The sequence below is a fragment of the Archangium gephyra genome (assembly GCF_042230915.1).
In the GTDB taxonomy this organism is placed as follows: Bacteria; Myxococcota; Myxococcia; order Myxococcales; family Myxococcaceae; genus Archangium; species Archangium gephyra_B.
In genome coordinates this window covers 6,000,644-6,013,110 of record NZ_CP102578.1, presented here as the reverse complement: position 1 = coordinate 6,013,110, position 12,467 = coordinate 6,000,644, and the positions used below count along the sequence as shown (strand labels likewise).

General features: G+C 69.7%; 11 protein-coding genes and 3 tRNA genes. 7 read left to right on the top strand and 7 right to left on the bottom strand.

Annotation, left to right across the window (positions count from 1 at the left end; all coding sequences use genetic code 11):
• The first annotated feature begins 86 nt into the window (after nt 1-86).
• From NR798_RS23570 to NR798_RS23560, 3 genes are all read left to right on the top strand, one after another.
• A complete protein-coding gene (locus NR798_RS23570) occupies nt 87-1,010 on the top strand; it encodes a class I fructose-bisphosphate aldolase (RefSeq protein ID WP_375764720.1) in 924 nt (307 codons plus the stop codon).
• 352 nt (nt 1,011-1,362) lie between these two features.
• Nucleotides 1,363-2,469, top strand: a complete 1,107-nt coding sequence (locus NR798_RS23565; RefSeq protein ID WP_375764719.1) for a polyprenyl synthetase family protein — start codon at nt 1,363-1,365, stop codon at nt 2,467-2,469.
• A 102-nt stretch (nt 2,470-2,571) separates the two neighbouring features.
• Nucleotides 2,572-2,739, top strand: coding sequence for a hypothetical protein (locus NR798_RS23560; RefSeq protein ID WP_375764718.1), 168 nt, complete (start codon nt 2,572-2,574; stop codon nt 2,737-2,739).
• Here the strand turns inward: NR798_RS23560 and NR798_RS23555 are convergent.
• The 6 genes from NR798_RS23555 to NR798_RS23530 all read right to left on the bottom strand — a co-directional run bounded on the left by NR798_RS23555 (nt 2,705) and on the right by NR798_RS23530 (nt 5,667).
• Nucleotides 2,705-2,777 (bottom strand) — tRNA-Ala (locus NR798_RS23555). The two genes, NR798_RS23560 and NR798_RS23555, sit on opposite strands and share 35 nt — an antisense overlap.
• 71 nt (nt 2,778-2,848) lie before the next feature.
• Nucleotides 2,849-2,921 (bottom strand) — tRNA-Ala (locus NR798_RS23550).
• 53 nt (nt 2,922-2,974) lie between these two features.
• Nucleotides 2,975-3,373: a hypothetical protein gene (locus NR798_RS23545; protein WP_375764717.1), complete on the bottom strand. Its 399-nt coding sequence runs from the start codon at nt 3,371-3,373 to the stop codon at nt 2,975-2,977.
• Nucleotides 3,374-3,453: 80 nt separating this feature from the next.
• The gene (locus tag NR798_RS23540; protein WP_375764716.1) at nt 3,454-4,821 is read right to left on the bottom strand and encodes an RsmB/NOP family class I SAM-dependent RNA methyltransferase; all 1,368 of its coding nucleotides are present in this window, start codon (nt 4,819-4,821) and stop codon (nt 3,454-3,456) included.
• A 26-nt stretch (nt 4,822-4,847) separates the two neighbouring features.
• Complete coding sequence (locus tag NR798_RS23535; RefSeq protein WP_375764715.1) at nt 4,848-5,495, bottom strand: response regulator; 648 nt, start codon at nt 5,493-5,495, stop codon at nt 4,848-4,850.
• Between the two features lie 86 nt (nt 5,496-5,581).
• A tRNA-Leu gene (locus tag NR798_RS23530) sits at nt 5,582-5,667 on the bottom strand.
• Between the two features lie 93 nt (nt 5,668-5,760).
• On the opposite strand from NR798_RS23530, the gene NR798_RS23525 reads away from it, so the two are divergent.
• The 4 genes from NR798_RS23525 to NR798_RS23510 all read left to right on the top strand — a co-directional run bounded on the left by NR798_RS23525 (nt 5,761) and on the right by NR798_RS23510 (nt 10,095).
• On the top strand, nt 5,761-6,510 hold the full coding sequence (locus NR798_RS23525) for a tetratricopeptide repeat protein (protein WP_375764714.1): 750 nt from the start codon (nt 5,761-5,763) through the stop codon (nt 6,508-6,510).
• A 366-nt stretch (nt 6,511-6,876) separates the two neighbouring features.
• Entirely contained in the window at nt 6,877-7,836 is a 960-nt protein-coding gene (locus tag NR798_RS23520) for a diguanylate cyclase (protein WP_375764713.1), read from the top strand.
• Between the two features lie 48 nt (nt 7,837-7,884).
• A complete protein-coding gene (locus tag NR798_RS23515; RefSeq protein WP_375764712.1) occupies nt 7,885-9,621 on the top strand; it encodes a two-component system response regulator in 1,737 nt (578 codons plus the stop codon).
• Between the two features lie 111 nt (nt 9,622-9,732).
• A complete protein-coding gene (locus tag NR798_RS23510; protein ID WP_375764711.1) occupies nt 9,733-10,095 on the top strand; it encodes a DUF6748 domain-containing protein in 363 nt (120 codons plus the stop codon).
• A 56-nt stretch (nt 10,096-10,151) separates the two neighbouring features.
• On the opposite strand, the gene NR798_RS23505 is transcribed toward NR798_RS23510, so the two are convergent.
• Nucleotides 10,152-12,401, bottom strand: coding sequence for an ATP-binding protein (locus tag NR798_RS23505; protein ID WP_375764710.1), 2,250 nt, complete (start codon nt 12,399-12,401; stop codon nt 10,152-10,154).
• Nucleotides 12,402-12,467 lie beyond the last annotated feature (66 nt).

Below are 12,467 nucleotides of genomic sequence, written 5' to 3'. Positions count from 1 at the left end.
ATGATCTGCTTGGTACATGGCGCGCGCGTGGGCAGAATCCGCGCCGTCAAGTCAAGGGGCCCCCAGGCCCCCATCCCGAGGAGCACATGGCGTATACCGACCGCGTCAAGCAGATCCTCTCGTGGTACCCGTCCGACAATCCGGGCACGCTCACCAACCTGGCCCGCCTGCTCAACACCGGCATGCTCGCCGGCACCGGCAAGATGGTGATCCTCCCGGTGGATCAGGGCTTCGAGCACGGCCCGGCCCGTTCCTTCGCCCCCAACCCGGCGGGGTACGATCCGGACTACCACATCAACCTGGCCATCGAGTCCGGCTGCAACGCCTACGCCGCGCCCCTGGGCTTCCTGGAGTCCGTGGCCGGCAAGTACGCCGGTGAGATCCCGCTGATCCTCAAGCTCAACAACTCGGACTCTCTGGGCAAGCCCGAGCACCCCATGTCCGCCGTCACCGGCTCGGTGAAGGACGCGGTGCGTCTGGGCTGCGTGGCCATCGGCTACACCATCTACCCGGGCTCCGGTTACCGCAACGAGCAGTACGAGGCCCTGCGCGAGCTGATCGCCGAGGCCAAGGATCACGGCCTTCCCACGGTGCTGTGGGCCTACCCGCGCGGCAGCATCTCCAAGGAGGGAGAGCAGGCCATCGACGTGATCTCCTACGCGGCGCAGATCAGCGCCCAGCTCGGCGCCCACGTCATCAAGGTCAAGCCGCCCAAGGACTTCCTGGAGCAGGCCGAGGCCAAGAAGGTCTACGAGAAGTTCAACATCCCCACCAAGACCATGTCAGACCGCATCCGCGACGTGGTGAAGTCCGCCTTCAACGGCAAGCGCATCGTCATCTTCTCCGGCGGCGAGGCCAAGAGCACCGAGGACCTCCTGGAGGAGATCCGTCAGATCGCCGCCGGCGGCGGCTTCGGCTCCATCATGGGCCGCAACGCCTTCCAGCGCCCCCACGACGAGTCCGTGAAGCTGCTGAAGGACGTGATGACCATCTTCAAGAACGCGAAGTAATTCCGCCCTGGGTGGATTGGAGCGGCCGCAGTCCTTCGGGACCGGCCGCTTTTTTTCCGTGAGAGTGTATAGAGGGTGGGGGGAGTCAAAAAAGACATACGGGTAATTCAGGACCCATTTCATCTTTTTCCCTCTGAGAGGCTTCCGTCTCCACTCGAACGGCAATATTTCTCCTCAGATTCCGCGATTGCCTGTATAAAAGTTTTCTGATATTAAAATCCTTAAGAATATCCATGGGGCTTGCCCGACCCCCCAAGCCGCCCAGCCCCGGAGGTTCGCTATGCTGACGTTGGTTGCCGCTGTGCAGGATACGATGCCGACGCGCGGAACCTCGGGTGCTACCCCCCCCGTCATGAAAGAGCGGAAGTCTCCACAGGCCGGGACCCCGGCGGCAGAGCAGCAGCAGACCGCGTCCGCGTCCCCCGTGGACTTCGTGTCCTGGGCGAAGACGGTCCAGTACCAGACGCAGGTGGTGCTGCATCAGATCCTGGAGCTCGAGGACGAGCGCCACCTGGATCCGGCATGGAACAAGGTGCTGGAGCAGGTGCGCAGCTACAGCCTGCGGCCCTCCAAGCGCATCCGTCCGGGCCTGGTGCTGGTGGGCTACGCCCTGGGACGGGGCGACACGCGGGCGCCGTCGGGGCTGTGGCGCTTCGCTGCCGCCACCGAGCTGCTGCACACCTTCATGCTGATCCACGACGACGTCGCGGATCAGGCGGACACGCGCCGCGGCGGTGCCGCACTTCACAAGATGCTCGGCGAGGGAAGGCTCGGAGAGAACCTCGCGATCGTGATCGGAGATCACCTCTACGGCCGGTCGCTCGAGGTGATGCTGGGCTGCAACCTGCCGGACGCGGACGTGGCCACGCGCTACTTCCTCAAGGTGTGCCGCTACACGGCCGCCGGGCAGTACATGGACATCCGGCTGCCGCACCAGCCGCTCTCCGAGCTGTCCATCTACAACGCCCTGCGCGTGGCCTACCTGAAGACGGCGCTCTACGGCTTCACCGCGCCGCTGGTGTGCGGGGCGATGCTCTCCGGCGGTGATCCGGAGCTCATCAACAAGCTGGAGCGCTTCGGCCGCTACGTGGGCACCGCCTACCAGCTGCGCGACGATCTGCTCGGCCTGTACGGCCAGTCCTCCGTGGTGGGCAAGCCGACCGACTCGGACCTGGCGCAGGGCAAGCGCACCTTCCCGCTGCTCGCCGCCTACCTGCGCGCCACGCCGGAGGCCCGCCAGGAGCTGGAGACGCTCTGCATCCCCGGCCCCAAGGACGAGACGATGCTGCAGCGCGCCCGCGAGCTCGTGGAGCAGCACGGCGGCCGCGCCGCCACCGAGCGCCTCATCGAGCGATCCACCAACGCCGCCTCCCGCATCCTCCACAGCCTGCCCGAGGCCGGCGGCCTCAAGCAGATGCTGCGCGATCTGCTCCAGATGCTGATGATCCGCGAGGCCTGAGCCGCGACGCCCCCGAGCGTCGCGCCGGCCGCCCGCAGAGCAACACCCCTCGCCCCACTCCCCTCTCAGCGCACCTCGCCGTCCTCGCGGACGTGTGGGGCCGTGGCGCGTTCGCTGCCCTTTGCTTCGGCTTCAGGTGCTCAGGTGGATTCCACCGGCCGCGAGCTTCAGCTCGAGCGGAGCGGTGAAAATGAAAAAGCCCGCCGGGTTTTCACCAAGCGGGCCTTCTTCATTGTGGAGCTAATCGGGATCGAACCGATGACCTCTTGAATGCCATTCAAGCGCTCTCCCAGCTGAGCTATAGCCCCGTATTCACTTGTGCCTTCGAAGGGGAGAGACGAGGCCCGCCAGCTTTTCCTGACGGGCCTCTTCTCTGGAGTGGAGCTAATCGGGATCGAACCGATGACCTCTTGAATGCCATTCAAGCGCTCTCCCAGCTGAGCTATAGCCCCACAATGCCGCAACCGCCTGGGGAGCGGTTGCCAACGTCGAAAGCGGCGCTCTTCTACAACTTCCTCGTGCGGGACGCTACTCCCGAATTCGGGGCCCCCGCGTTTTTTTGCTTCAGGCGCTGGGCCGTCTCCTCACCTTCCTGGAGGAGGTCGCCGATCTCCCGGGCCTGGGCCTCGGCCTTGTGCTGCGCCTGCTCGATCGCCTTGAGCAGCGGGGCGAACGTGGAGGGCAGCTCCAGCCTGCCCTTCTGCACCTGCTTGAAGACGGCCTCGCCCAGCTCCCGCAGGGCGCGCTCCTTCTCCTTCTGGATGAAGTCGTTCTGCGTCTTGGCCCGGGCCAGCTCGGCGTGCTTCTCCACCTGCTGACGCAGCTGGGCCATCTGGGACTGGGCGGACTGGAACGCCTCCTGGATCTGACGGAGGGCTTCGGACTGCTTGGGGTCGGCTGCCACCGGGTGCGACCTCTCGGAAAAAGGATCGCCTTCCTGCGTAACGTGCGGCCGCCAGGACTGTCAATCCCGCCTGCCCTGCCTCAGCCCTTGCGCAGCCGCGCCGCGAAGAAGCCGCCGCCGGGCACCCGGGACGGCAGCGCCCTGAGGAAGGGGCCGTCGCAGAGCACGGCCGCCCGCTCGGGGCCGAAGAGAGGGGCCAGGGGCTCCACCGTGAAGCCGGGCACCTTGGCGAGGAAGTCGCGCACCACCGCGTCGTTCTCCTCCGGCAGCAGCGAGCACGTGGCGTACACCAGCAGCGCCCCCGGCTTCACCTGCCCCGCCAGCTCCTCCAGCAGCCCCAGCTGGGTGTCGTGGAACTCCTGCACCAACTTGGCGGTGAGCTTCCACTTCTGATCCGGCTCCCGCGCCAGCGAGCCCGTCCCGCTGCACGGCGCGTCCACCAGCACCACGTCCGCCTGCTCCAGCGGCAAGGGATGCGGGAAGGACACGTGGCGCAGCGCCAGCTCCCGGGCCCGCTCGCGCGCCTGCGCCAGCCGCCGCCGGGAACGGTCTCCCGCCACCACCCGCCCCGCCTTGCCCACCTCGTCCGCCAGCGCGAGCGTCTTGCCTCCCGCCCCCGCGCACACGTCCGCCACCAGCCGCCCCGACAGCGTGCCCTCCAGCGGCCGGCACGCCTCGACGATCAGCTGGCTGCCCACGTCCTGCACCTGCAGCCGGCCCTCCTTCATCACCCGCGTCTCGAAAACGCGGTGGCTGGCCTCGGTGATGCGCACCGCGTCCAGCGCCACCTCCACCGCCTCCGCCGCCACGCCCTCATCCACCAGCCGCGCCAGCACCTCGGCCCGCGTCCCCGAGGGCCTCACCCGGAAGTGCAGCGAAGGCTCCTCGTCCAGCGCCGCCAGGATGGCTTCCAGCACCGGCTCCGGGTGCAGCTCCGCCAGCCGGTTCACCAGCCAGTTGGGGAACGAGTAGCGCGTGGCCAGCCGCTCCGCGGCCGACGCCGGCACCGGCGGCTCCGGCAACGGCGACTCCGCCACCTGGGCCAGCAGATCATCCTTGATGGTGCGCGGGCGCATGGGCCCGGGCAGCTTCACCTCGGGGCTGATGCGCGCCCAGCTCGCGCCACAGAAGAGCCGGCGCCAGAGCACGTAGCGCACCAGCGTCTGATCCTCCAGCAGGCCAATCTTGCTGGGAACGTGCCCCAGCGTGCGCGCCGCCAAGTCCAACAGCCGCTGGTGCCGCGACAGCTCGCGCACCGCCAGCGCCGTGAAGCGCCGCTCCTGGCCGCCCAGCCCCTCCGCGTCCTTCAACGCGTTGGCCAGCGCCGCCTTCAGCGGATCGCCCTTCAACACCGCCAGGTGCGCCTCGAGTGCCGCCGTCGCCGCGCGCCGTGAGGGACGCCCCAGGCGCTCCTCGTCCACGAATGTGCCAGGCCAGAGAGTGCTCACGCTCAACCGCCAGCGCCCGGCGCTTGTCAGCGCAGCGCCATCGACACGGCCAGACAGCCCTCGTGGCTCCGCACCTCGCGCGGTCCGGCCGACAGATAGAAATACTGGTGCCTCGTCCGCCGCTCGCCCTCCACCTCCAGCGAGCCCTCCACCACCATCGCCCCCACGCGCCCGCGGTGCACCGGCCGGGCATGGCTCGCCCCGGGCTCCATCCGCACCCACAGACTCCCGTCCGGCTCCTCCAGCGTCCGGACTCCCGCCCCCACCTCCGTCCACGTCCCCCGCGGTGGCCCCCGCTCGCCCGCCTTCACCACCTGCTGCCGCAGTCCGACGAAGCGCTCCACCATCCCCAGGATGTCGTCGATCTGGAAGGGCTTGGCCAGCACCACGTCCGGCTCGTGCGGCCGCAGTACCTTCACCACCTCTTCGGCCGTGGCCGCGCTGACGATCGCCACCGGCTGCAGCCGCTTGCGCGCCGCCTCCAGGATGATGCGCCCGCCCTCCCCCGTGTCGCCGATCCGCAGGTCCGTCACCACCAGCGAGAACAGCTCCTCGCTCAGCGCGGCCAGCGCCTGGGCCACGCTGCCCGTCTCCCGGACCTCGGCCTTCTCGGAGATGAGCTCTCCCATCCCCTCACGGAGACTGGCGTCGTCCTCCACCAGCAACACCTTCATCGGGGACCTCCCGCCCGGGATTCCGGAGTCTCACTGCGCGCCTGGGGGGAGTGTGCCCCTTCCCATCGGGCGAGAACTCCCCGGATTGGCCCTCCCCGGACTCGAACCGGGACGCGGGGTCAGCCGCAGCGGATTTTGAGTCCGCCTCGTCTACCAATTTCGACAGAGGGCCCCTTGGGGCTGGAACAAGCGGACGTATAGCGCGATGCCCGCCCGGACGCATCTGAAGATTGCGGTCCTACACACTGATGGATAAACGGGCGCCATGTACAATCTTCTCATCGCCCTGGGTGTGGGTCTCGTCATCACCCTGGGTATCAAGCTCTCCGGTATCGGCTCCATCTGGGCCGGCATCATCCCGGGCTCCATCGCCTTCATCGCGACCTACCTGCTGCTCGCCCGGCGGATCGGCAACCAGCTCCAGGTCCTCATGGGCTCCGTCCAGAAGGAGCTCCAGGGCCAGCCGACCAGCCAGAAGGAAGCCCAGGCGCGTGTCGAGCGGGCCATCAAGATGCTGGAGGGGGGGCTCGCCTACGACAAGTGGCAGTTCATGGTGGGGCCGGAGATCCACTCGCAGATCGGCATGCTCAAGTACATGTCCAAGGATCTGGACGGGGCCCAGAAGCACTTCGCCAAGGCGAGCGCGCGCAACTACATGGCCAAGGCCATGCAGGGCGCCCTGCACTACCAGCGCAAGGACTTCCCCGCGATGAAGCAGTCCTTCGAGGCCGCCGTCACCGCCGGCAAGAAGGAGCCGCTGGTGTGGGCCGTGTACGCCTGGTGCCTCGTGCAGAACAAGGAGAAGGACGAGGCGCTCCGGGTGCTCGGGCGCGGCGTGGAGGCCAACCCTTCCGACGAGAAGCTCAAGAACAGCCTCGCGGCCCTTCAGAATGACAAGAAGCTGAAGATGAAGCCGTATGAGCCCATGTGGTGGCAGTTCGGTCTGGAGACGCCTCCGCCCCAGATGCTCGGCGGCGGCGGCGGCCGGCGCGTTCAGTTCAACCCCCGACGCTGAGCCCCACCTCCCGGGAATTCCTACTGGTGGGATAACCGGGAACGCTGCAACTCTTGCCTAGTCGGGGGCACCTCCGCCCGAGACGACGGCTGCAAGTCCCTGGAATCACTCCCCCCTCGGTTGCCGTGAAGAGGGGCACGGCCCTTGCTCCTGGGTTGACACGTGATCGGGCCCGAGCGGCCCGGCGACGGAGCTGGAGACAGCGGATTTGGCAGCCGGGGGTCTCGGGTGAAGGCGGAGGAGGACGTGGGGTGCGCGCCTTGGGCGGCGGAGGAGGATGGGCGGGAGGGTTCACCCTCCGAGGGGCGTGGCACCCGAGACTTTCGGCCTGCCATTACCAGGCAGACGCGGGAAGTGGAGCGGACCATGGAACGGCACGAGCGCCCCAGTGAAAGGGCCCTGATCCTGGTCGTGGAGGACGACCCGGGTACACGCGACAGCCTGGTGGAGCTGCTCGCCGCCCGGTTCGATGTCCTCGGCGCCAGCGACGGGCAGTCGGGCCTGGTGCTCGCCCGCGAGCGCCATCCGGACCTCGTGCTGCTGGATCGCTTCCTGGACCATGAGGACGGCCTGTCGGTGCTCGAGTCGCTGCAGCACGACAAGGCGACCGAGTCCGTGCCCGTCATCTTCCTCACCGGCGACTCGGACGAGGCCACGCTGGAGAAGTGCCTGGAGATGGGCGCGGTGGACTTCGTCCACAAGCCGGCGAGCGCTCGCGAGCTGATGGCCCGCATCGACCGGGCCCTGCGCCAGAGCGAGCAGCAGCAGCGGCTCCAGGTGCTCGCCCAGACGGACGCCCTCACGGGTCTGGCCAACTTCCGCGCCCTCTCCATCCGGCTGGACGAGGAGTTCAAGCGCGCCAACCGCTACCAGTACCCCATGTCGGTGGTCGTCATCGACCTGGATCACCTCAAGGCCATCAACGACGGCATGGGCCACGACGTGGGCAACCGGGCGATCCTGGCGCTCGCCAGCCACCTGCGCACCAACCTGCGCGAGGTGGACTTCGCGGCCCGCTTCGGCGGCGATGAGTTCGTCGCGCTCCTGCCCCACCAGACGGCGGCCGAGGCAGCGGTTTTCGCCGAGCGGATCCGCGCCGGACTGCGCACCGTGAAGGTGACGCGCAGCGACGGGCGGCCGGCGCCCTTCGGGCTGAGCGTGAGCGTGGGGATCGCGGATCACTCCACCGCGCAACCGAAGGAGAGCACCGAGGCCCTGCTGAGGGCGGCGGACGCGGCGCTCTACGAGGCCAAGCGCGAGGGCCGCGATCGCGTGGTGGTGTACGGGGCGACGGAGCTGCCGCCCCCCAAGGTTCAGCGTCACTGACAACCAGAAACCCCCAGAGGACCGATGGACGGTGGAGTGAGGGCGCGGATGAACGGGAGCAAGCTGGCGAGTGGTTCCAGGGTGGCCATCGTGGGGGGTGGGATCGCCGGCGCGGGCCTGGCCGCCTCGCTGCTCTTCAACGGGAGGGCCCGCGGCTGTGCGCTCGACGTCCGGGTGTACGAGAGCGGCGAGCCGGGCACCATCGCCCCGCCCGCCCTGCTGACGCCCGAGTGCCGCTCCCGGCTCGCCGCGCTCGGCTGCCGCGTGCCCCCCGAGTGGCGCGCCCATGAGCTACGCGGCGTGGAGATCCTCTCGCACGGCAACCGCGAGGTGCTGCCCTCGACGCCCGGCGGCCTGTGGGTCGTGGACGGGTGGCCCCAGGGCCAGGGTGGCCTCGCGCTGGTGCGGGAGGTGCTCGCGGGCGCCGCCACCGCCCAGGGCGCGCGCTTCGTGCCCCGGCGCGTGGAGCGGGTGGAGCACCAGCCCTCGGCGCCGGACGCTCCCGCCGCGGTGCGCAAGAGCGGCCCGCTCGTGGTGAGGGCCCAGGGCAGCGGCGAGCGCTTCCACGCGGTGGCGCTCGCCACGGGCGCCGGTCCCTCCATGGGCGATGCCTTCTTCCCGGGCTTCAAGCCCGCCCCCACCATCTCCGCGGTGCAGGCGCGGCTGCGGCATGCCTCGCCCCGGCTGACCGTGGCACCGCTCGCGCGGCTGTGGCTCTCGCCCATGGCCTCCGTGGACGGGCTGCTGCTGCTGCCCGGTGCGCACTCGGTGTACGCGCTCGCCTTCGGCGCCGCGGTGACGCCGGCGGACCTGTGCCAGGTGCTGATGATGGCCGCCCGCGACGGCCTGGTGGAGGAGGGTTTCGAGCTCGCCGCCCTGGAGACGACGCGGCTGCCGTACGGGCCGGGACGCACGCTGGTGGCCCCCGGGCAGCTCGCCGTGGGCGCCGCCGCCTTCGGCCACCCGCTGCAGCTCGGCCTGTCCGAGACGCTCGCCTCCTGCAGCCGCGCCGCCGTGGCGCTGCTCGACGCCGGCCTGGAGGGCCCCGCCCTGGAGCGCCGCTACGTGCGCGAGGGGCTCCACGAGATGCTCGAGGACTCGGCCGCGGGCGCCCGCTCCATGGCCTGGCTGCGCCGCGCCGGACGCCGCGCGCCCCAGGCCTTCCTGGCGGCTCGCAACCGCGGCACCTCGGGCGGCATGGGCGGCGGTGGCGTGCTGGGGCTCTCCTCCCCCACTCCGCTCTCCCTGCTCAACGCCGCCCGCTGGGCCGGCATCCGCGAGACCATGGCCTCCTGGGTGCGCACCGCCGTGGAGCCCATGCCGGCGACCATTCCCTCGCTCGAGCCGGACCTCTACTACATCGTCGATGACGATCCGGATCAGCGCGAGGCGATGACGCAGCTGCTGGAGTCCACCGGGGCCCGCGTGGTGGCCTTCGCCGACGAGCTGGCACTCTTCTGCGCGGTGGCGCGCCGCCCGCCCACGGCAATCCTCCTGGACGTGGTGCTGCACTGGGTGGACGGCCTGCGGCTGTGCGAGGGCCTCAAACAGCACCCGCTCACGCGCGACACCCGGGTGGTGGTGATGAGCGGGTTGAACCGGCCCCACGTGCGCCAGCGCGCGCTCGACGCCGGCGCCGAGGCCTTCCTGCCCAAGCCCGTGGACCCCGAGCGGCTGCTGCGCCAGCTCATGGGCCATGTCCCCACCAGCGCGCCGGCCACCCAGCCGGGCCGCTCCGGGGACAGCGACGTCGTGTCCGACGAGACGGGCCGCTACGCCTCCTGAGGCGTGGAGCGCCCCCGGTTACCACGGAATTCTGAGGGCCCGTGTGCGCGCAACCCCCCGAAACCCCGGGGGTTGGTTCGGGAATGCACCTTGCAACCGGCATTGCGCACCATGAGAAAATCCCTCTGCGCGTTCCTGGTGCTCGGTGTCTCCGCGTGTGGTCCGGGCGGCGGCATCTTCGACGACGACATCTTCCACGATGCGAGTGAGGTCAGCGGCCCTGGCACGTACCGGATCTCCGACAGCGGGATCCGGTGCGTCGCGGCGCCCTGCCCCTCCCTCCGCGTCTCGCCGCTCGGCTCGAGCGCGAGCATCTTGGTGAGCGGAATCGAGTACCCGCCCGGCATGACGCAGGACAAGCGGCAGCAGGCCTCCAACCGCATCTACATGTCCGACGGGCTGGTGGCCGACGGAGCCCCGCGCGGCGAGGGCGATGCCCGCGTGTTCGTGGTCCAGTCCGTCGTCGAGCCGTAATGCCACCCCCTGCGCTCGCTCCAGCAGTCCCTGCACGCGCTGGAGTCCCGAGCCGCTCAGGCGGTGGGCCGCTCCTGCTCCGCGGGTGGCTCGTCCCTTCGCATCGAAGTCGGCTGACAGCTCCGCGGAAGCTCGACGGTGAAGGTGGCGCCCTTGCCCAGCTCGCTCTCGACGGTGACGCGACCCCCAAGGGCCTCGGCGCTCTGGCGGGCAATCCACAGCCCGAGCCCCAACCCTCCGTAGTGCCGTGAATCCACCGCGCGCTCCAACCGCTCGAAGATCCGCGCGTGGTCCTCCGGCGCGATGCCGATTCCGTGATCGATCACCTGCAGGCGCACGCGCCGCTCCCCGGCCTCGAGCCGGACCGTGAGGGGACTGCCGGCGCCGAACTTGATCGCATTGGAGAGCAGGCAGCCCACGATCCGCCCAAGACGCAGGCGATCACACTCGCCGGGGATCGGACCGGTGCACTCCAACCGCAACTCCGAGCGGGCCTTCTGCGCGGCCTCCGCATGCTGCTCGAGCTGCTCCGCCACGACCTCCCGGAAGTCGAGCGGCTCGTGCTGGGGATCGAGCCTCCCCGTGGTGAGCTGCGTGATGTCCAGGAGCTGATCCGCGAGATCCTGGAAGCGCCGCAACTGGCGCAGCGCCGCGGCGACCACGGGCTTCAGCCGGGCGGCCTCCACCTGGCCTCCGGACGCCCCCGCAACCAACCGCTGCAGGCGTTGGAGCTGCATCTGCATGGTCGTCAGCGGGGTCTTCATCTCGTGGGCCGCGATCGACAGGAAGTCGTCACGCATCCCGAGCGCCTTCTGGGCCTCCCGGAAGGCCCGCTCCGCCTCCTGCCGTGCCCGGCTCTCCTCCACGAGCAGGCGATCCCTCTCGGCCTCCGCCTGACGCCGCACGGTGATGTCGCGGAAGCTCCACACCCGGCCGACGATCTCCTCCCCCAGGCGCTGGGGCCGCGAGACGCGATGGAAGACGCGGCCGTCCTCGAGATGGACCTCGTCCTCGCTCTCCAGCTCGGGATGCGCGTAGAGGTGCTCCACGCGGGAGACGAAGGCCTCGGGATCCACCACCTGCTCGCGCACGAAGCCCAGCGCCCGCGCATCATCGCCACTCTCGAGCACGGACGCGGGGAGCCGCCACAGCTCGGCGAAGCGCTGATTCATGGCGGTGATGTGGCCCTTGAGATCGACGACGAGCAGGCCATCGGCGGTGGACTCCAGCGAGGAGTGCAGCAGGGAGAGGAACCGCGCGAGCTCCCGGGTGCGCTCGGCCACCCGAGCCTCGAGGCTCTCGCGCTCCTTCTCCAGGGCCCGCTGCATCTGATGACGCTCCTCGAAGGCGGCGGCCAGGACGAGGATGAAGGCGGTGAGCACCACGAACCGCGCCTGGTAATGCGTGAAGCCCCGTGCGAGCGCCAGCTCTCCCACCTTCAAGAGGTACATGGAGTAGAACGCCACGCCGCCCCAGAGAAGACAGGAGAGGACCGCGCCCTGGGCGCCGAACCGCAGCGCCGCCCAGAGAACGATGGGGATCATCGGGTACGCCAGCGGGATGCCGACATCGTTGAACCGCCGCCGGAGATCGAGGGCGATGAGGGCGGCGAGCAGCGACAAGGCCGTCACCAGCGCCACCTCCCAGCGGGCCCGGTGCGGACGCCCTGTCGGACCCTCGGCGAGCGCCAGGAAGACGGGGGTCACGGCCAGAACCCCCGCGCTGTTGGCGTTGAACCAGATCCAGGTCTGCCGGAGGAACAACGGCCCGAGCTCGACGAGCCCCACCGCCAGCAGCGCGGCATGGGTGGTGAAGGCGGCGATGGCGGAATGACCGAGGCCCGCGACGACCACGAAGGTGATGACCCCGCGCACGGTGTGAGGCCAACGCGTCGTCCCCACGTACCGGCGGATGAGCCAGACGCCCACCACGGTCGAGAACGCGCGAGCCACGCCCGTCAGGAGCGTGGCGGCGTACTCCTGGACGGCGGAGACGGTGGTGCCCTCCGCGACGACCCATTGCCAGGGAACGAACCAATAGGCGTTGAGCAGCGAACCGAGCAGGACGGCCGGCCATCGCGAGGTACCGCGCAGGAGGAGCATCGCGAGGGCAAAGCCCCCCGCTGGCCAGATGGTGATCAGCCGGCCGTCGGGCATGAGCACCATTCCGAGCCAGCCCAGCAGCACATAGCCACCGGCGATCGCGAGGTGCTCCAGGAGAAGAAGAGCGGTCCGCCGCCACCCTGGCCACCCCCTCGACAGCCGGGGATGCCGCCGTGGTGCTACCTGCCCTGCATGCGCATCCATTTCGCTTCGCTCCCCAGGCAAGAGAAGCCCAGGAGCAAAGTTAGGCATGCCCGGGACCCCAGGGGA

Coding starts and splice junctions, on each gene's coding strand:
- NR798_RS23570 (WP_375764720.1), top strand. CDS start 87: ATGGCGTATACCGACCGCGTCAAGCAGATCCTCTCGTGGTACCCGTCC.
- NR798_RS23565 (WP_375764719.1), top strand. CDS start 1,363: ATGAAAGAGCGGAAGTCTCCACAGGCCGGGACCCCGGCGGCAGAGCAG.
- NR798_RS23535 (WP_375764715.1), bottom strand. CDS start 5,495: ATGAAGGTGTTGCTGGTGGAGGACGACGCCAGTCTCCGTGAGGGGATG.
- NR798_RS23525 (WP_375764714.1), top strand. CDS start 5,761: ATGTACAATCTTCTCATCGCCCTGGGTGTGGGTCTCGTCATCACCCTG.
- NR798_RS23520 (WP_375764713.1), top strand. CDS start 6,877: ATGGAACGGCACGAGCGCCCCAGTGAAAGGGCCCTGATCCTGGTCGTG.
- NR798_RS23515 (WP_375764712.1), top strand. CDS start 7,885: ATGAACGGGAGCAAGCTGGCGAGTGGTTCCAGGGTGGCCATCGTGGGG.
- NR798_RS23510 (WP_375764711.1), top strand. CDS start 9,733: ATGAGAAAATCCCTCTGCGCGTTCCTGGTGCTCGGTGTCTCCGCGTGT.
- NR798_RS23505 (WP_375764710.1), bottom strand. CDS start 12,401: ATGGATGCGCATGCAGGGCAGGTAGCACCACGGCGGCATCCCCGGCTG.